This window comes from Oerskovia sp. PE-21s, assembly GCF_056158145.1.
This window is the reverse complement of sequence record NZ_JBUXJM010000010.1, coordinates 59,545-79,527: the sequence shown is the minus strand read 5'-3', so window position 1 is coordinate 79,527 and position 19,983 is coordinate 59,545. Positions and strand designations below refer to the sequence as shown.

Genomic DNA, 19,983 nt, shown 5'->3' with positions numbered 1-19,983 from the left:
CCGCGGCGGGTCGGCCGAGCCCCGTGCCCCGCCCTGCTCCACCACTGCGGGCCACGGTCGAACCCTGCGCGGGCGACCGCTGAGCGCTGCTCGCGCCGCGCACGGCCGACGCCTCGCTCGCAGAGCGGTCGCCGGCCTTGCGGGGCGCCGAGGCGCTCCCACGGGACGCCCCGGCACGGCGTGGCTGAGCGCCACGACCCTGCCGGTCCGCCCCACGGGTCACGGGACGCTCCCGGCCTCCGGCGCTCCCACGATCGCACCGTCCGACAGGCGCAGCATCGTCGGCGCGTCGGACTCGACCATGCCCAGCGCTGTCGCGCGGCTGTGGAGCGACGTCGCCGCGGCCTGCAGCTGCGAGTGCAGGGACTGCGTGTCCTGCTCGAGCACCCCCGCCTTGGTCCGCAGGTCCGAGATCTGGTACGACCCCTTGGCCATGGTCGTGTTCAGCAGGAGCGCACCCAGCAGCGCGGCCCCGAGGATCGACATGCACAGGACCAGGAAGGGCACGCGGGACCGCACCTGCAGCGGGGCTCGCACCGCCTCGAGCCGCGGGCGCTGCGACCTCCCCGCTGCACCTCCCGGCAGGGCGGTGAGCGACGGCCTGCGGGCGGGCGCCGGGCTGGTCGACGTCAGAGGCCGGGCAGCGGCCTGTCGTGCGCTCATGGCTTGTTCTCCCCTCGTGGGCGGTGGCGTAGGTGGTCAGGTGTGGGTCGCAGCCTCTCGGCGGCCCGCAGCCGGACCGAGGCCGAGCGCGGGTTGCGCTCGAGCTCGTCGGCAGGAGCCTCCTCGGCCCCGCGGACGAGCAGCTTGAGATAGGGCTTGTGGGTCTCGGGCTCGACGGGCAGCCCGGCCGGCGCGCTCGACGTCGCGCCGCGGGCGAGCTCGCGCTTGACGATGCGGTCCTCGAGCGACTGGTAGGACTCGACGACGATCCGGCCTCCCACGGCAAGGACGTCGACAGCGGCCGGTACGGCGCGCTCGAGCACCTCGAGCTCGCCGTTGACCTCGATCCGCAACGCCTGGAAGGTGCGCTTGGCCGGGTTGCCACCGGTCTTGCGCGTGGCAGCCGGGATGTTCGCCCGCACGAGGTCCACCAGAGCGGCGCTGCGGGTCCAGGGCTCGACCTCACGACGACGGACGACCGCTCGCGCGATCCGCTGCGCGAAGCGCTCCTCGCCGTACTCCCGCAGGATCCTCGTCAGCTCTCGCTCGTCGTAGGTGTTGAGGACGTCGGCCGCCGTGAGGCCCGCCGTCGTGTCCATGCGCATGTCGAGCGGTGCGTCCTGGGCGTACGAGAAGCCGCGCTCCGACTCGTCGATCTGCAGCGACGAGACGCCGAGGTCCATCAGGACGCCCTGGACGGCAGACAGCCCCAGGTCCGCGACGACCTCGCCGATCTCGTCGTAGACCGCGTGCACGGCCTGGAACCGCTCACCGAAGCGTGCGAGCCGCTCCGAGGCGAGCGCGATGGCCTGCGGGTCGCGGTCGATCCCCACGACACGCGCGGTGGGGACCTGCTCGAGCACCGCCTCCGTGTGGCCACCCATCCCGAGCGTGCAGTCGACCAGCACGGAACCGGGTTCGGCGAGGGCAGGGGCGAGGAGGTCCACGCACCGTTGGAGGAGGACCGGCACGTGACGGTCCTCCGCTCCTGATCCTGACGTGCTGCGAGGTGTGGTCATGACGCCTCCTTCCTGGTCGGTCCTCGTCGGGCTGAAGAGGGGTGGTGCATTGCGTGCGGGCTGTTCGTCGTTCGTCCTGCGGGCCGCCCCGCCCGATCAGGTCTCCCTCCGCGTCCTTTCTGGCGCCGGGGAAGTGCGCCAGACCGGGCGGGAGGAGGCCTCATCGTGCGGAGCCTGCCACCTGCTTCTCGTGCTGCTCGTGCTGGTCTGTCGTGCGGGTCGGAGCCGGAGGTCCGTGCGGTCAGAAGCGCAACGCCGGGAGCACCTCCTCGGCCGTGGCGGCGTACTCGGCCTCCTGGTCGGCGAGGTACGTCTCCCACGCGGCGGCGTCCCAGATCTCGACACGGGTGCCGGCACCGATCACGGCGACGTCCCGGTCGAGCCCCGCGTACGTCCGCAGCGGGGCCGGGATCGAGATCCTGCCCTGCTTGTCCGGGATCTCGTCGCTGGCTCCCGAGAGGAAGACGCGGAGGTAGTCCCTCGCCTGCTTGCTCGTGACGGGGGCCTGGCGGATCTGGTCGTACATCCGGCGGAACTCGTCCATCGGCAGGAGGAACAAGCACCTCTCCTGCCCCCTGGTCATGACCAGCCCCGAGGCGAGCTGTCCACGGAACTTCGCAGGCAGGATGAGCCGTCCCTTGTCGTCGAGCCGAGGGGTGTACGTCCCGAGGAGCAGGCTCGGAGAACCGCTGAACGACTCGTTCATCAGCCTGCACCTCCCCTCCCGCTCCCTCGTCCTCCACAGTACTCCACATGCCTCCACCGGGCCTGGGATATCGGATTCATTTCACCCCTCTTCGCAGAATCTCCGCAGGTCAGAAGGCATGGGCAGCAGTGGAGCGCGCCGCGCGCGTTGCGTCGCCGCTGCGGGGCCTTCGCGGAGTACGCCCGACTCGTCCCCGGTCCGCGCGCCCGGCGGACGATCCCGTGATCCGGACGTGGAGGGAAGTGGGGAGGATGGTCTACTAGGCTCGACCTTCCAGATGCAAGGCGTGACCAACGGAGGTTCTCGTGCTCACCGACTACTCCACCGCGCCACGGCGCGACGGGATCGATCCTCTCGGCGAGCTCGTCGAGGCGACCGGACGGATCCGGACCCGGATCGAGTCGGTGATCTCCGGACGGCCGGAGCTCGTCCACCTGACGGTCGCCGTCCTCCTCGCAGAGGGACACCTCCTCCTCGAGGACGTCCCCGGCGTCGGCAAGACGACGCTCGCCAAGGCGCTCGCCCGGACGATCGACTGCCACGTCGGGCGCATCCAGTTCACACCGGACCTGCTGCCCAGCGACCTCACCGGGGTCAACATCTTCCGCACGGAGACCCACGACTTCGAGTTCCGTCCGGGACCCGTGTTCTCCAACATCGTCATCGGCGACGAGATCAACCGAGCGTCGCCCAAGACCCAGTCCGCCCTGCTCGAGTGCATGGAGGAAGGGCAGACGACGGTCGACGGGACCACGCACCGGCTCCCTCGCCCGTTCCTCGTCGTCGCCACCCAGAACCCTGTCGAGATGGAGGGCACGTACCCCCTCCCCGAGGCGCAGCGGGACCGCTTCATGGCCCGGCTCACGGTCGGCTACCCGGACCTCGACGCCGAGCTCGAGATGCTCGAGCGCCAGGAGTCGGACACCCCGCTCGAGCACATCGAACCGGTCGTCGACGGCCCGACGATCCTGAGGTTCGCCCAGGTCGCCCGGTCCGTCTACGCCTCGCCCGCCGTCAAGCGCTACGTGCTCGCTCTCGTCACCCAGACCAGGGAGCACCCCGGCCTGAAGCTCGGCGCCTCCCCCCGTACCTCGCTCCAGCTGCTGCGCGCCGCCAAGGCGGTCGCCGCGATGGCGGGCCGCGACCACGTCCTGCCCGACGACGTCCAGCTCCTGGCGCAGCCCGTCCTGGCGCACCGGCTGATCCTCTCGACCGAGTCCCGGCTCGCGGGCCGTACGACCGAGCAGGTCGTGCGCTCCCTCGTCGAGGCGACCCCGATCCCGGCCCACACGGCGACGGAACGTCACTGAGGTGCCTGGTCCGCGTCGCGCACCGCGGGGCCCGAGCAGGCTCGCGCGAGTCCGTCCCACCACCCGAGGTACCGCAGTCCTCGCAGCGAGCATCGCCCTCGTCGCAGCCGGCACCGCCCTCGGGCTCGCGGACCTCGTCGCGCTCGGCGCAGCCGGGCTGCTCGTCGTCGGCGGCGCCTGGGCCTGGATGGTGCTGCGCAGGATCGACCGGGGCCGGGGCGCCCTGCGCGTCTCGCGCCGTGTCGAGCCGGATCCCGCGGTCCGCGGTCATCAGGTCACCACCCGGCTCCTCGTCTCCCCCGTCTCCCCGACCGCGACGGCGCTCGGACGACTGGCCCGGTTGCAGATCAGCGAGCAGGCAGCGGCCGAGCTGTGCGAGCACGACGCGCTGCGCGCGCAGGTCGTCTCGCACCCCGACCGGATCGCCGTCCGGTACCGGCTGCGCCCCGAGCATCGCGGTCGCTGGCCGCTCGGCCCCGTCCTCACCAGCAGGGTGGACGTCTTCGGCCTCGTCCGGGCCGCGCAGCCGCTCGGGGAACGGAGCATGGTCTCCGTCCGCCCGCGCACGACCGAGCTGGCGACACGCGGGTCGCGCGCCTTCGGCGACCTCGCCCGGTCCGCGAACGGTGCGCGCACCTCGTCGAGCGACGACAGCATCCTGAGGGAGTACGTCTCGGGCGACGACCCCCGCCGCGTGCACTGGGCCACGGCCGCCCGCCGAGGACAGCTCATGGTGCGCACCGACGAGAACGCCGGCGTGCCGCCCGTCACCGTGCTCCTCGACCGAGGAGTCCTCCCCCCTCCGGGCACCGACAGGTCGTCGCGGGCGGCGCAGGACGGGGAATGGGCGGTCGAGGCGGCGGCCTCGGTCGCCGTCACGCTCCTGGGTGCCGGCCACCCGGCCCGGCTCGTCGCGGCGACCGCGGCGCCGGCCCTCGAGGCGTACCCCTACTCGACCGGGCGCGGGAGCGACGGTGCCGCGCAGATCCTCGACGACACGATCGACCTCGAGGGCCACGCCAGCCCGCGTGACGCGGAGCGCGCTCTCGCGGCGACCGCGGACGCGCTGCGAGCCTCTCGACGTCCCGGCGAGCTGACGTTCGCGGTGATCGGCCCTCTCGGCCCTCTCTCCGGGCCGTCGCTCGTCCCGCTGGCGGGAGACGGCAACCACTGGGCCTTCGTCGTCGCCCCCGGGCACGACGACCGGGAACCCGCCGTCCAGGACACCTTGACCAGGCTCCGCACGATCGGGTGGCACGCCGTCGCGGTCGACCCGCGCTCCACCACGATCACCGACGCATGGAACCGACTCATGGAGGAGCACCGGTGACGAGCACGTCCCCCCAGCCAACCCGCCGCGCCTCGCGCGCGACCGTCCTGCGGGTCGTCGCCACCACCGCCCTCGTCGTCGTCGCGACCCTCGCGTCGTTCCGAGCCCTCACGGTGCTCATCGGACCAGGGCAGTGGACCAGCACCGGGACGGCGCTCGTCCTGGTGCTCGCTCTCGTGACCGGGGGCACCCGACTCCTGCTCGAGCGCGGTCCTGATGCTCGCTCCCGACGCCACGACGTCGGGCTCAGGGGGATCGTCCCCACGCTGGCGGGACTGGTGGTCGGGGCCTGGGGACTCCTGGCCCTGTTCGGCGGGCCGACCTCACGCGGCATCGACCTCGCGATCAGCGGTGCGAGCATCGATCGCCTCCTGGCCCGCCTCGCGGCGGGGCGGGCACTGATCGCCGCCGAGGTCGCCCCGATCGACCCCTCGTTCCCCCTCGCCCTCATCGCCGTGGCCGGTGCCGCCCTCGTCTTCCTCGCCACCGACCTCGTCGTGGGCGGCCTGCGGTTCCCCGCGGCAGCCGCGCTCCCGCTCCTCGCCCTGTGGATCCCGCCCCTGGTCATCGAAGGCGCCATCCCGCCGCCAGTGTTCGTCGTCACGGTCGTCGCGCTCCTTCTTCTCGTGGCGGTCGACAACCCGCACCTCGCGAGCCGTCGCCGGGGCGCAGCGGCCGCCCCCGTCGGCCCCGCCGCACGGGTCCTGCGTGCCGGAGGAATCCTGGGAGCCACCGCGGCGATCGCCGTGGTGGCGCTCGTCGCGGGCAGTGCCGCCGGCGCGATCCCCCAGATCCTGAGCTCGCCGTGGTCGGCGTTCTTCACGACCGCCGGCCCGACCGAACGCCTGGCCAGCGACCTGGACATGGAGGACGACCTCGGCGCCCGCTCCCAGGAGGTCGCGCTGACCTACGAGTTTCCGCAGGAGGCGGCGCAGGGAGGAACCAGCACCAGCATCGGCCCCCTGCGCATGTTCACGCTGACCGGTTTCGACGGGAAGAGCTGGCGCCGCGGCGACTCGAGGCAAGGCCCCCCGGTCGACGCCGGGCAGGTGCTGTGGCCCACCGGCGCCGAGATCGGGTCGGGCGACCCCCGGACGGTCGACGTCACGCTCCGGACGCTGCGCGACGAGAAGCTGGTCCTGCCGACCGAGCCCAGGTCGCTCGACGTCGAGGGCGAGTGGTTCTACGACGACTCCCGGGACGAGGTGTCGGGGAGCTCTGCGACCACGCCAGGCATGACCTACTCGTTCGAGGTCTTCGCGCGCCAGCTGACCGCCGACGCGCTGCGGACCAGCTCGGGGGACGACATGGAAGACCCCAACGTGGTCGAGGTCCCCGACAGCGCGCACCGGGACGAGATCCGCACCCTTGCCGAAGAGATCGTCGCGGGCACCACGACGCGCTACGACGCCGCGGTCGCCCTGCAGTCCTACTTCCGCGACGGAGCCAACTTCACCTACTCCACGCAGGTCCCCGACGGCGCGACCGACGACACGGTGTGGAACTTCCTCCAGGACCGCGAAGGGTACTGCGTCCAGTTCGCGACCTCGATGACGATGATGGCCCGCTCCGTCGGGATCCCGGCGCGCCTGGCCGTGGGCTTCCTGCCGGGCGAGCGCACGAGCGACAACGTCTACCAGGTCACCGGCAAGGACTCGCACGCCTGGCCGGAGCTGTACTTCCCGGGTCAGGGATGGGTCAGGTTCGAGCCGACGCCCGCGGTGCAGGCCGGCCCTGTCCCCTCCTGGGCCGACCCGTTGCTCGGCCCCTCGGGTGACGACTCGACGTCCGTGCCCGACGACGTGCCGACGAGCCAGGTCGGCCCGGACGCCACGGCCGGAACCGGTCAGACCACGGCTCCGGCGCCAGGGGCAGGTTTCGGGCAGGAAGACGGCCAGGCGACCTCAGGGGGCGGCTGGGGCGCGGGCATCATCACCCTGGTGGTCGTCCTCGTCCTGTCGGTCGTGGGGTGGGTGGCGGTGCGACGCCGAGGAGGCTCGACCCCCGAGCTCGACGTCGAGTCGACGTGGGCGGATCTCGTCCGGCAGCTCGACGACCTGGGCGTTCGCTGGCAGGCGTCCGTCACGCTCCGCCAGGTGCCGGCCGTCGTGGCGAGCCAGGTCGCGCAGAGGACGGGCCGCCACCTCCCGGACACGACGGTCGACGCCCTCGTCGCACTGGCCGCAGAGGTGGAGTCGGAGCGCTACGCGCGCACCTGGTCTCCTCCGCCGCCGAACGACCTGGCCGCGTTGCGTGACCAGGTGGTGGCGGGGGTTCGTGAAGAGCTCAACGACCGCCCTGCTCGCGTCGACGGTCCCAACGCTCTTCCAGTCGGGTGAGGAATCCCTGACGGGACGCGCCTCCCTTGGCCGAGGCCTTCGGGGGCGTGACCTTGCCGTGCTCGTCCACGACCCCGACCGGACCGGTCGTCGACTTGCGGGGCGCGGAGAACGCGAACGCGACGCCCGCGAACATCACGACGAACCCGACGACTCCCAGCACCGGCGAAGCCGACGCCGCACCGAACACGAGGAGAAGCAGTCCTCCGACCACGCCGACACCTGCGGCGACGTAGCGCAGACCCGACTTCCGGGGGCTCGACTGAAGCGTCGTCGCCAACCGCGGATCATCCGAGGTCAGCGCTCTTTCCATCTGTTCCAGTACGCGCTGCTCGTACTCTGACAGAGGCATGGGCACCCCCGGTTCTCAGCGGTTGATATGTGTCCCCCTCAGGATAGTTCTACATCTGCCCGGGTGGTAGTCGAGCGCCGTCGCGTGGACGCCGGGCCGATCGAATTCACCCCAAAACGGTCGCGGATCAGGTCGAGCGCCCGCTCGGCCTCGCGCTGCGCACCGGACGCCTCCTGCACCGACTCCTCGAGCGTCGGCTGTTCGACCGAGGCGCCTCGACGTTCCAGGTTCTCCGCACGCACACCCACGAGACGCACGGGCAGGCCACGTCGGTCCACGCCCCGTGCGAGCTCGAGCGCCACGGCGTGGATCTCCTGCGCCACGTCGGTGGGCGAAGCGAGCGTTCGGGAACGCGTGAGCGTGCGGAAGTCTGCCGTCCGGACCTTCACCGACACCGTCCGCGCCACGAACCCCTGGCTGCGCAGGCGGGACGCACACCGGTCCGCGAGGCCCAGCAAGGCCGATCCGATGACCGCGAAGTCGTAGAGGTCCTGCGCGAACGTCGTCTCGGCGCCGATGCTCTGCTCGGCACGACCGGGGTCGACGGGACGGGGGTCCCGACCCCAGGCGAGGTCGTGCAGGTGGGCACCGGCCGCCTTCCCGACCGCGGCCTGCAACGTCGCGACGTCGGTGTCGGCGAGCTCCGCGACGGTCGTGATGCCCCATCCCGCGAGCGTCTTCTCGGTCCGCTCCCCGACCCCCCACAGAGCCCCTGCGGGCAGCGTGCGCAGGAAGGGCACGGTCGAGGTTGCCGGGACCAGCATCAGGCCGTCCGGCTTGGCGTGCGTGGACGCGAGCTTGGCGACGAACTTGGTCGTGGCTATCCCGACGGAGCAGGTGATGCCGACCTCCTGCCGGACCCGCTCCCGCAGACCCTGGGCGATGGACGTCGGCGCGCCCAGCCTGCGACGGGCGCCGCTCACGTCGAGGAACGCCTCGTCGATGCTGATCTGCTCGACGAGCGCCGTGATCTCGTGGACGATCTCCATGACCGCGCGCGAAGCGTCCTGGTACGCCCGGTGGTCAGGAGGCACGATGACGGCTTGCGGGCACAGCCGACGGGCGAGCGCCATGGGCATGGCCGAGTGGACGCCGAACTCGCGCGCCTCGTACGTGGCCGCCAGGACGACGCTGCGCTCGGCCCCGCCGACGATCACGGGCCTCCCCACCAGCTCCGGGCGGCGCGTCAGCTCGACCGAGGCGAAGAAGGCGTCCATGTCGACGTGCAGGATGGAGCAGCCCGTCTCGTCGTCCCCCCAGTCGCGTCGAGCCTGCGTGGCTCGTGGGCCGCGGCTCATCGCCTGCCCGCCACGAGGGGCCTCACGAGGCCACGACCCGCAGGGAGGGATGGCGGACGAACCCGACGTCGGGGTCGACGAGCATGGCGACCTCGTCGCGGAAGTCCTCGGCGCAGGCCATGATCTCGTCGGCCTGGTGCGCCTCGACCGCGTCGAAGCGCCCCGCGTCGACTGCGGCCCTGATCCGCGCCCCGCCCGCGAAGTAGACCGACCACCCTGACAGGCCCGGCTCGACGAGCGCGAGCATGTCCCAGACGGACCGCGCGCGAGACCGCGAGGACGGCCTGCCACGGAGCGCGACCACGGCGGCCGCGGACCGCAGCGCCCCGAGGTGCGAGTGGACGAAGCGCTCCGCAGGGTCGGCCGTGAGCCCGGCAGCGACCAGCTCGGCGTCGGCACGAGCCAGGAGGCGCGCGACCTCGGGAGCGACGGCCCCCGCTCCCGGGAGCGCCCTGTGCTGTGTGGTCATCGGAACACCTCCATGCCAACTATCGAACACCTGTTCGAATCTGTCAATCCGCTCGGTCAGGTCGGTTGACCCGGCGGTCCGGCGACGACGACGCACCCGCGGTCCCGCACCCCCTACGGTTGACCTCATGGGCCGCAAGACCACCGGGCGCTCGTCCCGTCGTTCCTCAGCATCCACCTCCCCACCCACAGAGACCGTCCCGCCGTCGCGCCGCGGCCGCGCAGGCGCGCGGCAGCAGGGCGCAGAGACCACCCGCGACCTGCCCACCGAGGAGCTCCGCACCTCGACGGGCACCGCCCGGCTGGTGCCGGACCCGGACGGCAGCACGGGCGTCACCCTCCTGGTCAACGGGGTGCCGAGCTCGCACCTGGACCTCGCCGACCCGGGTCTTCTCACGTTCGAGTACATGCAGCAGATGGCGGCGGTCCTCGCCGCGCTCCCGCCCGGCCCCCTGCGGGTCGTCCACCTGGGAGCCGCCGGGTGCACGTTCGCCCGGTACGTCGAGCACGAGCGCCCCGACTCCCGCCAGGTCGCGGTCGACCTGGACGCCGACCTCGTCACGCGCGTGCGCGAGTGGTTCGCGCTCCCCCGTGCGCCCCGCCTGCGGTTGCGCGCCGGCGACGCTCGCGCGGAGCTCGCGACGCTGGCGGACGCGAGCGCGGACGTCGTCGTGCGCGACGTCTTCGCGGGGGACACCACCCCCGAGCACGTCACGACGACGGCCTTCGTGCGCGACGTCCTGCGCGTGCTGCGCCCCGGCGGCCTCTACCTCGCGAACTGCGCCGACCGCCCGCCGCTCGCCCTCGCGCGGGCCGAGCTCGCCACGTCCGTCTCCGCCCTCGCCGCGAGCGGCTCGACCGACCGGGACGTCTGGGACGAGGTGGGTCTGATCGCCGAACCGGGACAGCTCAAGGGGCGCCGCTACGGGAACCTCGTCCTGGTCGCCGTCCGCGGCGCGGCCCCCACCGTGGCCGGCCCGTCCGACACCTCGGCCCCGGCAGGGCTCGACCTGCGCGACGCTGGGCTCGCACGCACGCTGCGCAGCCTGCCGGTCCCGGCCACGCTGCTCACGGGCGAGGAAGCACGCCGGTTCGCCGGCACGGCGGCACCGCTCGAGGACCCACCGGTGCCCGGCCCGCCCACGGACCCGGAGCCGTCGCTCCCGCCCGCCGACGCCACGCCCGCGGGTGCGGCGAACGCGGACGGACGCGACGTCGTCGGGCACGGGAAGGGCTGACGCAGCACGGAGGCCGCACCCCCTGGCGGGGGTACGGCCTCCGACACCGACCCGCGAGAGTCGGCACACGATCAGGGAGATCAGAGCGGGCGGACGTTCTCCGCCTGCGGGCCCTTGGGACCCTGGGTGATCTCGAACTCGACCCGCTGAGCCTCTTCGAGCGACCGGTAGCCCTGGGCCTCGATCGCGGAGTAGTGGACGAAGACGTCGGCGCCGCCGCCGTCCTGGGCGATGAACCCGTAGCCCTTCTCAGCGTTGAACCACTTCACAGAACCCTGCGCCATGCTGTTCCTCGTACCTTCTGTCCATGCGGGGACATCCGCGAACGAACCCTTCGTCCGTTCATCGAGCCGCAGCCACGCGGACCCGCGACGCGCTCCGCGAGGTCCGGTCGTGGCGACCGCCGGTTGGACTGGCACGACCTCGGCGGACCGGGATCCTGCTGCGCCGATACCGGTTCACGCGAAGGCATGTCTCGAGCACGTCACTGCAACGAGACTTAGTTTTGCACGGTGAAGGTGAAGTTCGCCACGTCAAGCGCCGACGAAATACCGTGATTCGTCCGCACAACCTCCGCAGAACCTCCGCGAGCGGCCGTCACTCCCCCGTCTGCTGGGCAAGGAAACGTTCGAACTCGGCCCCGAGCTCGTCAGCAGTCGGAATGGGAGCCGACTCTGCGAGCAGGCTCGTGCGGCCCACCGAGCGCGCGAACGCGTCGTACTGCTCCTCGAGCGCGCGCACGACCGCCGTGACCTCCTCCGACTCGGCCATCTGCCGCTCGACCTCAGCCACCGCCTCCTGGGCGCCCGCCGTGAGCGCCGCGACCCGCAGGTCCAGGCCGGTCGACCGCTGGACGTTCTCGAGCGCCACCACGGCCGCGGGCGAGAACGGCGACTGGGCGAGATAGTGCGGCACGTGCACCGTGAACCCCATCGCGTCGTGACCCGACTCGCCCAGGCGCAGCTCGAGCAGCGAAGCCAGCGAGCCCGGGACCTTGACCGTGCCGAACCACGACGTGTGGTCCTCGATGAGCTCGCGGCGCGTCGCGTGCGCCGTCACCGACAGCGGACGCGTGTGCGGGATGCCCATGGGGATGCCGTGGAAGCCCACGACGAGCGACACGTCGAACCGGTTCACCAGCTCGCGCAGCGCGGCGACCACGCGCTCCCACTGCAGGTCCGGCTCCATGCCGTGCAGGAGCAGGAAGCCCGTGCCCTCGGCGTCCCGCAGGTGGTCGATCGCGAGGAACGGCTCGTCGTACGACGCCCACCGGTCAGCGTCGAACACCATCGTCACGCGCTTCGAGCGGTAGTCCAGGAGCTGGTCCACGTCGAACGTGACCAACCGCGTGACCTCGAACTCCTCGAGCAGGTGCTCGACCGCGAGCTCGCCGGCCGTCCCCGCGTCCACGAACCCGCGGACCGAGTGCAGCATGACCGGGCCCGTCGCACGGACGGCAACCTCTCCCTGCGCCCCCGTCGCCGCCGGCAGGACGCGCGCCACAGCGGCCTCGTCCACCTCGTAGATCTCTCGTGGGTCCAACACCAGATGCTCCTCCGTCGTCGTCCTCGCCCGCCCAGGTCGTCGGCCGGGCGGTGCCGGCACGGTTCTCGGGCGGTTCGATCACGACAACACCGGGGGCCGCCCGATGCTTCCCGGCACGCTGGCCTGGGGGCTCTCGCGTACGGGCCGGGCACCCCGGCGCGCGACCGCGGGGCGCGCTCAGCGAGCGGGCAGCCGGACGACCGTGACGAAGAAGTCGTCGATCTGACGCACGACGTCGATGAACCGGTCGAAGTCGACCGGCTTGGTCACGTAGGCGTTGGCGTGCAGCGAGTACGACCGCACGACGTCCTCCTCGGCCTCCGACGTCGTCAGCACGACCACCGGGATCTGACGCAGCGCAGGGTCGGACTTGAGCTCGCCGAGCACCTCGCGACCGTCCATGCGCGGCAGGTTCAGGTCGAGCAGGATCAGGTCGGGCGTCGGGGCGTCGGCGTACTCCCCCTCCTTGCGCAGGAACGCCATCGCGCTCACGCCGTCGCTGACGACCGAGAGACGGTTGGTGACCTTGTGGTCCTCGAAGGCCTCACGCGTCATGAGCACGTCACCGGGGTCGTCCTCGACCAGCAGGACGTCGATCACCTTGTGCCCGTTGCTCATGTCGTCCACCGCGCCGTTCCTCGTCGTCGGGCCCCGGTCCTCCGGAGCCACGCCGTGAGCCTAGTCGACGCGAGACGTCCGGGCGCGGCTGCGCGCGCCGACGGGCGAGCGACGCGGTCGGTCCTCACCCCGCCGACGACGCGGACGGGGCGGCCCCGACCGGGTCGTACTGGTGCGCGATCGTGAACCGGACCGTCGTGCCACCTCCCGGGGTCTGCTCGATCCAGATCCTGCCCCCGTGGTACTCGACGATCCGCTTGCACAGCGCCAGACCGATCCCGGTCCCCTCGTAGACGTCCTTGGGGTGCAGGCGCTGGAAGATCACGAAGACCCGTTCCGCGTACTGCGCGTCGATGCCGATCCCGTTGTCGGACACCGCGAACTCCCAGGCGGTGTCGAGCGAGCGGACCGCGACGTGCACCACGGGGGGACGCTCGGGGTCACGGAACTTGATCGCGTTGCCGACGAGGTTGACGAAGAGCTGTTCGAGCAGCGCCCGCTCCCCGCGCACCGTGGGCAGGGGGTCGTGGGTCACGCTCGTGCCGGTCGTCGCGATCTTCTCCTCGAGGTCGGAGAGCGCCACGGCGAAGGACTTCTCGAGGTCCACGGGCCCCCTCTCGGTCCCCGTGCGCCCGACGCGCGAGAAACCCAGCAGGTCCTGGATGAGACGCTGCATGCGCTTCGCGCCGTCGACCGCGAACTCGATGTACTGGTCGGCGCGGTCGTCGAGCTGCCCCCCGTACCGCTTCTGCAGGAGCTGGGTGAACGACGCGACCTTGCGCAACGGCTCCTGCAGGTCGTGCGAGGCCACGTACGCGAACTGCTCCAGGTCGCGGTTGGAGCGCGCCAGCTCCTGCGCCTGCGCCGCGAGCATCTCGTGCGAGTGCTCGACCTCCTCGTGCGACGAGCGGATCTCCGCGACCTGGCTCACGAGCTCTCGGCGCATGTGCTCGACGTCGACCGCGAGCGCCCCGATCTCTCCCGGTGCCTGGACGGCGACGGGTTGGCGCAGGTTCCCGTCGCTCACGACGCGGACCTGGTGGGCGAGCGTCGTGACGGGGTCGGTGATCCAGCGCTTGAGCACGCTCCAGAGGAACCCCCCGACGAGGATCGCGGCGACGACGAGCACGACGACCGAGCCGAACAGCACCTGCGTCCAGATCTCGAGGGATCGGACCTTCTCCTCCCGGACCTCGCGCAGCACCGAGATGTACTCCCGCGTCGCGGTGCGGGCCTGCTCGAAGAGTCGGGCACCCTCGAGCCGTTCGTCGGTCGTGACCGCGTCCGGGCCGTCCTGCCGCACCTTCTCGACCATCGGTACCGCGTACCCGGACGACCAGTCCTGGACGGCTCGGGTCGCGTGGTCGAGCGCCGTCGCGACCTGCGGCAACCTCGTGACGCGCTCGGCCGTGAGGTCGTCGTGGATCGCGCCGGCTCCTTCGTTCTCGAGCGAGCGTTCGAAGGCCTCGAGGCTCAGGGCTGTACCCGTGGCCAGGTAGCCCCGGACCGAGGACTCGGCGTCGATCAGGGTCACGTACGCGCTGTCGGCCTGCGTGACGGCGGTGAAGTACGGGTTCGTGACCTCGTCCTGGTAGCGCACGACGTTGACCAGGGCGACGACCGAGAGGCAGACCACCGCGAGGAGGATCGCTGCGGCGAGCGCCAGGAGCCGGCCGAGCCGGCGCCGCAGCGACGGACCCGAGGGAGGTTCGGTGGTGGTCGCCTCGTCCAGCGCCTCGGGTGCCTCAGGCGCCGCTCCAGGCGGCGGCGCGTCGGGCGCGGGCCCCTCCGGTGCCGGATCGTCGAGGGGCGCGGTCCCGGGCGCGTCGACCGGTCCGGTCGAGGTCGGTCCGCTCACTGCGACCACTCGTCGGAGTCGGCGAGCGTCGCGGTCCGCTCGCCCCGCGTGTCCTGGTCCGGGCCGCCCCATCCGATCACGAGCACCGCGGCATCGTCCGCGAGGGGCCCGCCGTGCAGGGTTCGCACCCGTCGGAAGAGCCTCTCGACGAGTCCCTCCCCACCGTGCGCGAGCTCGGTGTCGACGGCCGCGACGAGACCGTGGACGCCGAGGCGTTCCCGTCGCCCGGGCGTGCCCCCGACGGGGGGCACGTCGGTCCCTGCGCCCGTGGTGGCCTGTGCGTCCTCGGCGAGGGTCGCCTCGATCAGGCCGTCGGTGTAGAGCATGAGCGCCCAGGGAGCCTCGAGCGGGACGCGCTCGGCGCGCCACCCGCCCGTGACGGGGATGCCGAGCGCCCGGCCGCGCGAGGTCGTCGGAAGCTCCGTGCAGGAGTCCTGCAGGAGCAGCGGGGACATGTGTCCCGCGAGGAAGAGGTCCACGCCGGTGCGGTCCGGCGAGATGACGACCTGGCAGAGGGTCACGAAGACCTCGGGCCTGGCTCGCTCCGGGATCAGGACCCGTTCGACGAGGGGAAGGATCTCGGCAGGGTCGACGTCCGACAGGACGAGGGTGCGCCACGCGGTGCGCAGGGTCGCGCCGAGCGCCGCCTCGTCCGGGCCGTGCCCCGCGACGTCCCCGATCAGGCACAGGACCCGTCCGTCGGGGCGCTCCACGGCGTCGTAGAAGTCTCCGCCCAGCAGGCCGTTGCCGCCGGGGATGTAGCCCACCATCACGGCGATCGACTCGTCGGTCACGAGCGGCTTGGGCAGCAGGGCGTGCTCGAGCCGGGCGGTCTCGGCCGCGCGCACCTCGCTGCGGTAGAGCGCGCGCTGCTGCTCCTTGGAGCGACGGCGCTGGACGGCGTAGCGGACCGAGCGCCCCAGGAGGTCGCCGTCCACCTCTCCCTTGACCAGGTAGTCGTCCGCGCCCGCCGCGACGGCCTGGACCCCGAGGTCGATCCCGGTGTGCCCGGTGAGCACGACCAGCGCGGGCGGGTCCTGGCGGGACTGGAGCCGCTCGACGGCGGAGAGCCCGACGGCGTCCGGGAGACCGAGGTCGAGCAGGACGCAGTGCACGTCGTGCAGGCGCAGCATCTCGAGGGCCACGTCGAGGCTCCGTGCGCGGTGCAGCTCGACCTTGACCCGGGCGTCGTCGAGGAGCTCTTCGACGAGGATCGCGTCCCCGTCGTCGTCCTCGACCAGCAGGACGCGCAGGAGGTCCTCCGGGGACAGGACCCCCGGAGCCCCTCCCTCCGGACGGGGCGACAAGGGCTCAGTCACCACGACGCGCGCCTCCGACAGTCGCCATGGTTCCCGATCGTAGAGGACGCGGGCGTCTCGTGCTGGGAGGCGGGGTCCCCGCCGCACGGTCCCGGGCGTGGCGGGAGAGCGTGTCCACGCACGACGTCGATGGCGACCGGGGCGCCCTGGATCGGCAATAATGGACGGCTGCGTCGCGGGGTGCGCGAGCGGACCGCGAGGGACGAGACGACAGGACGGAACAGCGTGCGCGAGACGAGCGACCGGACGAGCGGGGCGCCGACCACCGACGAGCAGGTCCGGCCGGAGCGGGACGCCCCGACGCCGGACCGTCGGCACGAGATCAGCAGGGAGCAGGTCGTCGTCGACACGCTCTACGCCCGACTCGACGAGTTGCGTGCCTCGACCCGCTCACGGCTCGCCGGCGTGCGCCGGTCGGGCCCCTCGGGTTCTCCGCAGAACCGCAGCGAGCGCGACGCCTTCGCGACCCTCTACGAGGACCGGCTCGCCCAGCTCGAGGCGGTCGAGGACCGGCTCGCGTTCGGTCGTCTCGACCTGGACGACGGCGCGACCCGGTACGTCGGGCGCATCGGCCTGTCCGACGAGGACCACGCGTCGATCCTCACGGACTGGCGCGCACCTGCCGCGCAGTCGTTCTACCGCGCGACGGCGGCCCACCCGGACGGCGTTCGTCGCCGCCGCCACCTCGTGACCAAGGGGCGCTCGGTCACGGGCGTCGAGGACGAGGTCCTCGACCTCTCCTCGGGCGCCGCGGCCGACTCGAACCTCTCGGGCGAGGGCGCGCTGCTCGCGGCCATGGCGGCCGGGCGCACGAGCCGCATGGGCGACATCGTCGCCACGATCCAGGCCGAGCAGGACGCGATCATCCGCTCGGAGCTCGCCGGGGCGCTCGTGGTCCAGGGCGGCCCCGGGACGGGCAAGACGGCCGTGGCGCTGCACCGGGCGGCCTACCTGCTGTACGCCCACCGCCGCCTGCTCGAACGCTCGGGCGTGCTCCTCGTCGGGCCGAGCCTGTCCTTCCTGCACTACATCGACCAGGTCCTGCCCTCGCTCGGTGAGACGGGCGTCGTGAGCACGACCATCTCCGAGCTCCTGCCGGGGCTCGTCGCGGACGGGGAGGAGTCGCCCGAGGTCGCCCGGATCAAGGGGCGCGCGTCGTGGGCCAAGGTCGTGCAGCGCGCGGTCCGCGCACGCCAGCGCGTGCCCGCCGCGGACCAGCACCTGCGGATCGACGGCCACGATCTCGTGATCCGCCGCTCCGACGTGCGCGACGCGATCGCGAAGGCCCACCGCACGCACAAGCCGCACAACCTCGCGCGCGTCCCGTTCGTGCGCGAGATGCTGGGTCGGCTCGCGGACCAGTACCTCGCAGAGCTCGGCGGGCCGGTCGCGCCCGAGGAGCGGGCCGAGGTGATCGACGACCTGCGGCGCCAGCGAGAGATCCGGATCGCGCTCAACCTCGCCTGGATGCCCCTGACGCCCGAACGCCTGATCGAGGACCTGTTCGTCAAGCCGCACCGCCTCGCCGAGGCCGCGCCCGACATGTCGCGCGCGGACCGTGCGGCGCTCGTGCGCCCCAAGGGCTCCCCGTGGACCCCGGCGGACGTGCCGCTCCTCGACGAGGCCGCGGAGCTCCTGGGCGAGGACGACCAGGCCGCACGCGCCCAGGCCAAGGCCGAGGCTGCCGAACGGGCGGCCAGCCTCGACTACGCACGGCAGGTCCTCGAGTCGTCCGGTGCCGGCGGCGGGATCGTCGGTGCGGAGATCCTCGCCGACCGGTTCGCGGGGGGCGGTTCTCGCCTGACCACGGCCGAGCGCGCGGCCCAGGACCGCACGTGGACCTACGCGCACGTCGTGGTCGACGAGGCGCAGGAGCTGTCCGCGATGGCGTGGCGGGCCCTGGTGCGGCGCTGCCCCACCCGGTCGATGACCATCGTCGGCGACGTCGCCCAGACGTCCTCGCTCGCGGGAGCACGGTCGTGGGCGAGCATGCTCGACCCGTTGCTGCGCAGCTCGTGGCGCCTCGCGACGCTCACGGTCAACTACCGCACACCCACGCAGATCGCCGACACCGCACAGCGGTTCGCCGCGGCCCACCGTCTCCCGACGTCCTCGCTCACCTCGGCACGAGACGTCCCGGGAGCGATCGTCCTGGCCCCCGTCGCGGGCGGGGAGGACCCGCTGGCCGAGGTGGCCGCCCGGGTCCGGTCGGCCCTGGCGGAGTTCGTCGGGCCCGACGGCGCAGGCCGGGTCGCGGTCGTCGCGCCGGCGGACCGGCTGACGGACGTGCGCGAGCACCTGACCCGCGTCCACCTGACCGACCCGTTGCTCACCGGCTCCGCGGCCGAGGTCGAGGGCGCCCTGGGAGCCGCGCTCACGGTCCTGAGCCCGACCCAGGCCAAGGGGCTCGAGTTCGATGCGGTCGTCCTGCTGGAGCCCGCCGACGTCCTCGCGGCGACCTCCGGGGCGTCCGAGCTCTACGTCGCGATGACCCGCCCGACGCAGCGGCTCGTGGTGGTGCACTCACGCCCCCTCCCCCAGGGCTTCGCCGACTGACCGGAGGAGATCGCGTCGTCCGAGGGACAAGACTCGTTTGGTGCTCGCACCAACTCGGCGCACCATAGACACGTGCTACGCGCCCTCCTCCTTGAAAACCTGCACCCCCTCGCCACCTCGATCCTCGAGTCCGCCGGTATCGACGTGACCGTGCGCACCGGGGCCATGGACGAGTCCGAGCTGATCGAGGCCCTCGAGGGTGTGAACATCCTCGGTATCCGGTCCAAGACCAACGTCACGGCCCGCGTGATCGAGTCCTCCCCGGACCTGATCGCGATCGGCGCGTTCTGCATCGGGACCAACCAGATCGACCTCAAGGCCGCGGCGTCGCACGGCGTCGCGACCTTCAACGCGCCGTTCTCGAACACACGCTCGGTCGTCGAGATCGCGCTCGCCGAGATCATCGCGCTGACCCGCCGCCTGACCGAGCGCGACCGCGCGCTGCACGAGGGCATCTGGGACAAGTCCGCCGAGGGCGCCCACGAGGTCCGCGGCCGCACCCTGGGCATCATCGGGTACGGCAACATCGGCACGCAGCTCTCGGTGGTCGCCGAGGCGCTGGGCATGTCGGTCGTCTTCTACGACACGGCCGAGAAGCTCGCCCTGGGCAACGCGCGCCGCATGGACAGCCTCGACGAGCTCCTCGAGACGGCCGACGTCGTCACGCTCCACGTCGACGGGCGCGGTGGCAACGCCGGCCTGTTCGGCGAGAAGCAGCTCTCGCGCATGCGCCAGGGCTCGATCCTGCTCAACCTCTCGCGCGGCTTCGTCGTCGACACCGTCGCGCTGCGCGAGGCGATCCTCTCCGGGCACCTGTCGGGCGCAGCCATCGACGTGTTCCCCGAGGAGCCCAAGAAGCGCGGCGACCACTTCGACTCGGAGCTGCGCGGCCTGCCGAACGTCATCCTCACCCCGCACATCGGCGGCTCGACCGAGGAGGCGCAGGAGTCCATCGGCCAGTTCGTCGCCGGGAAGCTCCGCGATTACCTCGCGACCGGGTCGACGACCCTCAGCGTCAACATGCCGAACCTCGCGCTCGAGCAGAGCACGGGCGTCAGCCGGATCGCCCACCTGCACCGCAACACCCCGGGCGTGCTCGCGGCCGTGAACGCGGTCCTCGCCGAGCACGGCACGAACATCGAGGGCCAGATGCTCGCGACGCGTGGCGAGCTCGGCTACGTGGTGACCGACGTCGGCGCGGAACTGCTGCCCGCGGCCATCGAGGAGCTGCAGGCCATGGACGCGACCGTCAAGCTGCGCGTGCTGTCCTGACCGCAGCCCGCGGGACATGAGGAAGGGGACCAGCCCGCCGGGCTGGTCCCCTTCCTCATGTCGTGCAGGTGCGGGGGAACCTTGCGGGTTCC

The 19,983-nt window shown here is 72.4% G+C and carries 17 protein-coding genes; 6 read left to right on the top strand and 11 right to left on the bottom strand.

Annotated elements, in window-relative coordinates; genetic code table 11:
* Window positions 1-219: 219 nt before the first annotated feature.
* From ftsL to mraZ, 3 genes are all read right to left on the bottom strand, one after another.
* Window positions 220-663 carry a cell division protein FtsL gene (gene ftsL / locus ACZDYF_RS17280; protein ID WP_191790662.1) on the bottom strand — a complete coding sequence of 148 codons (444 nt, stop codon included), beginning with the start codon at window positions 661-663 and terminating at the stop codon, window positions 220-222.
* Window positions 660-1,682: a 16S rRNA (cytosine(1402)-N(4))-methyltransferase RsmH gene (gene rsmH / locus ACZDYF_RS17275; RefSeq protein WP_475060304.1), complete on the bottom strand. Its 1,023-nt coding sequence runs from the start codon at window positions 1,680-1,682 to the stop codon at window positions 660-662. Before rsmH ends, ftsL begins: the two co-directional genes overlap by 4 nt.
* Window positions 1,683-1,923: 241 nt before the next feature.
* On the bottom strand, window positions 1,924-2,358 hold the full coding sequence (mraZ, locus tag ACZDYF_RS17270; protein WP_204810482.1) for a division/cell wall cluster transcriptional repressor MraZ: 435 nt from the start codon (window positions 2,356-2,358) through the stop codon (window positions 1,924-1,926).
* A gap of 335 nt (window positions 2,359-2,693) precedes the next feature.
* On the opposite strand from mraZ, the gene ACZDYF_RS17265 reads away from it, so the two are divergent.
* Genes ACZDYF_RS17265 through ACZDYF_RS17255 form a run of 3 tightly spaced genes read left to right on the top strand, consistent with a single transcriptional unit; the run spans window position 2,694 to window position 7,367 of the window.
* Window positions 2,694-3,698, top strand: coding sequence for an AAA family ATPase (locus ACZDYF_RS17265; protein ID WP_307824053.1), 1,005 nt, complete (start codon window positions 2,694-2,696; stop codon window positions 3,696-3,698).
* 1 nt (window position 3,699) lies between these two features.
* Window positions 3,700-5,028 carry a DUF58 domain-containing protein gene (locus ACZDYF_RS17260; RefSeq protein WP_475060292.1) on the top strand — a complete coding sequence of 443 codons (1,329 nt, stop codon included), beginning with the start codon at window positions 3,700-3,702 and terminating at the stop codon, window positions 5,026-5,028.
* Window positions 5,025-7,367, top strand: coding sequence for a transglutaminase TgpA family protein (locus tag ACZDYF_RS17255; RefSeq protein ID WP_475060289.1), 2,343 nt, complete (start codon window positions 5,025-5,027; stop codon window positions 7,365-7,367). Before ACZDYF_RS17260 ends, ACZDYF_RS17255 begins: the two co-directional genes overlap by 4 nt.
* Here ACZDYF_RS17255 and ACZDYF_RS17250 read toward each other — a convergent pair.
* The 3 genes from ACZDYF_RS17250 to ACZDYF_RS17240 all read right to left on the bottom strand — a co-directional run bounded on the left by ACZDYF_RS17250 (window position 7,315) and on the right by ACZDYF_RS17240 (window position 9,486).
* The gene (locus ACZDYF_RS17250) at window positions 7,315-7,680 is read right to left on the bottom strand and encodes a DUF3040 domain-containing protein (RefSeq protein WP_475060522.1); all 366 of its coding nucleotides are present in this window, start codon (window positions 7,678-7,680) and stop codon (window positions 7,315-7,317) included. The two genes, ACZDYF_RS17255 and ACZDYF_RS17250, sit on opposite strands and share 53 nt — an antisense overlap.
* A gap of 77 nt (window positions 7,681-7,757) precedes the next feature.
* Window positions 7,758-9,017: a DNA polymerase IV gene (gene dinB / locus ACZDYF_RS17245; RefSeq protein ID WP_475060286.1), complete on the bottom strand. Its 1,260-nt coding sequence runs from the start codon at window positions 9,015-9,017 to the stop codon at window positions 7,758-7,760.
* Between the two features lie 22 nt (window positions 9,018-9,039).
* A complete protein-coding gene (locus ACZDYF_RS17240) occupies window positions 9,040-9,486 on the bottom strand; it encodes an SAV_6107 family HEPN domain-containing protein (RefSeq protein WP_204808589.1) in 447 nt (148 codons plus the stop codon).
* A gap of 127 nt (window positions 9,487-9,613) precedes the next feature.
* Between ACZDYF_RS17240 and ACZDYF_RS17235 the strand changes: the two genes are divergently transcribed.
* Window positions 9,614-10,723, top strand: a complete 1,110-nt coding sequence (locus ACZDYF_RS17235) for a spermidine synthase (protein ID WP_475060278.1) — start codon at window positions 9,614-9,616, stop codon at window positions 10,721-10,723.
* 80 nt (window positions 10,724-10,803) lie between these two features.
* Here ACZDYF_RS17235 and ACZDYF_RS17230 read toward each other — a convergent pair whose 3' ends face one another.
* The 5 genes from ACZDYF_RS17230 to ACZDYF_RS17210 form a co-directional block, all read right to left on the bottom strand.
* Window positions 10,804-11,007, bottom strand: a complete 204-nt coding sequence (locus ACZDYF_RS17230; protein ID WP_030150522.1) for a cold-shock protein — start codon at window positions 11,005-11,007, stop codon at window positions 10,804-10,806.
* Between the two features lie 313 nt (window positions 11,008-11,320).
* Complete coding sequence (locus ACZDYF_RS17225) at window positions 11,321-12,268, bottom strand: proteasome assembly chaperone family protein (protein ID WP_475060269.1); 948 nt, start codon at window positions 12,266-12,268, stop codon at window positions 11,321-11,323.
* A gap of 177 nt (window positions 12,269-12,445) precedes the next feature.
* The gene (locus ACZDYF_RS17220) at window positions 12,446-12,886 is read right to left on the bottom strand and encodes a response regulator (protein WP_030150524.1); all 441 of its coding nucleotides are present in this window, start codon (window positions 12,884-12,886) and stop codon (window positions 12,446-12,448) included.
* 124 nt (window positions 12,887-13,010) lie between these two features.
* A complete protein-coding gene (locus ACZDYF_RS17215) occupies window positions 13,011-14,744 on the bottom strand; it encodes a sensor histidine kinase (RefSeq protein WP_475060264.1) in 1,734 nt (577 codons plus the stop codon).
* Window positions 14,741-16,066: a PP2C family protein-serine/threonine phosphatase gene (locus tag ACZDYF_RS17210; protein WP_475060257.1), complete on the bottom strand. Its 1,326-nt coding sequence runs from the start codon at window positions 16,064-16,066 to the stop codon at window positions 14,741-14,743. The genes ACZDYF_RS17215 and ACZDYF_RS17210 overlap by 4 nt, the downstream gene beginning before the upstream one ends.
* A gap of 318 nt (window positions 16,067-16,384) precedes the next feature.
* Between ACZDYF_RS17210 and ACZDYF_RS17205 the strand changes: the two genes are divergently transcribed.
* Window positions 16,385-18,619, top strand: coding sequence for a HelD family protein (locus ACZDYF_RS17205; protein ID WP_475060517.1), 2,235 nt, complete (start codon window positions 16,385-16,387; stop codon window positions 18,617-18,619).
* Between the two features lie 72 nt (window positions 18,620-18,691).
* Window positions 18,692-19,891: a phosphoglycerate dehydrogenase gene (gene serA, locus ACZDYF_RS17200; RefSeq protein ID WP_475060252.1), complete on the top strand. Its 1,200-nt coding sequence runs from the start codon at window positions 18,692-18,694 to the stop codon at window positions 19,889-19,891.
* Window positions 19,892-19,983 lie beyond the last annotated feature (92 nt).

Excerpts from the sequence above, each read along its gene's own strand:
- ftsL (WP_191790662.1), bottom strand. The coding sequence starts at position 663 with ATGAGCGCACGACAGGCCGCTGCCCGGCCTCTGACGTCGACCAGCCCG.
- rsmH (WP_475060304.1), bottom strand. The coding sequence starts at position 1,682 with ATGACCACACCTCGCAGCACGTCAGGATCAGGAGCGGAGGACCGTCAC.
- ACZDYF_RS17250 (WP_475060522.1), bottom strand. The coding sequence starts at position 7,680 with ATGGAAAGAGCGCTGACCTCGGATGATCCGCGGTTGGCGACGACGCTT.
- dinB (WP_475060286.1), bottom strand. The coding sequence starts at position 9,017 with ATGAGCCGCGGCCCACGAGCCACGCAGGCTCGACGCGACTGGGGGGAC.
- ACZDYF_RS17240 (WP_204808589.1), bottom strand. The coding sequence starts at position 9,486 with ATGACCACACAGCACAGGGCGCTCCCGGGAGCGGGGGCCGTCGCTCCC.
- ACZDYF_RS17235 (WP_475060278.1), top strand. The coding sequence starts at position 9,614 with ATGGGCCGCAAGACCACCGGGCGCTCGTCCCGTCGTTCCTCAGCATCC.
- ACZDYF_RS17230 (WP_030150522.1), bottom strand. The coding sequence starts at position 11,007 with ATGGCGCAGGGTTCTGTGAAGTGGTTCAACGCTGAGAAGGGCTACGGG.
- ACZDYF_RS17220 (WP_030150524.1), bottom strand. The coding sequence starts at position 12,886 with ATGAGCAACGGGCACAAGGTGATCGACGTCCTGCTGGTCGAGGACGAC.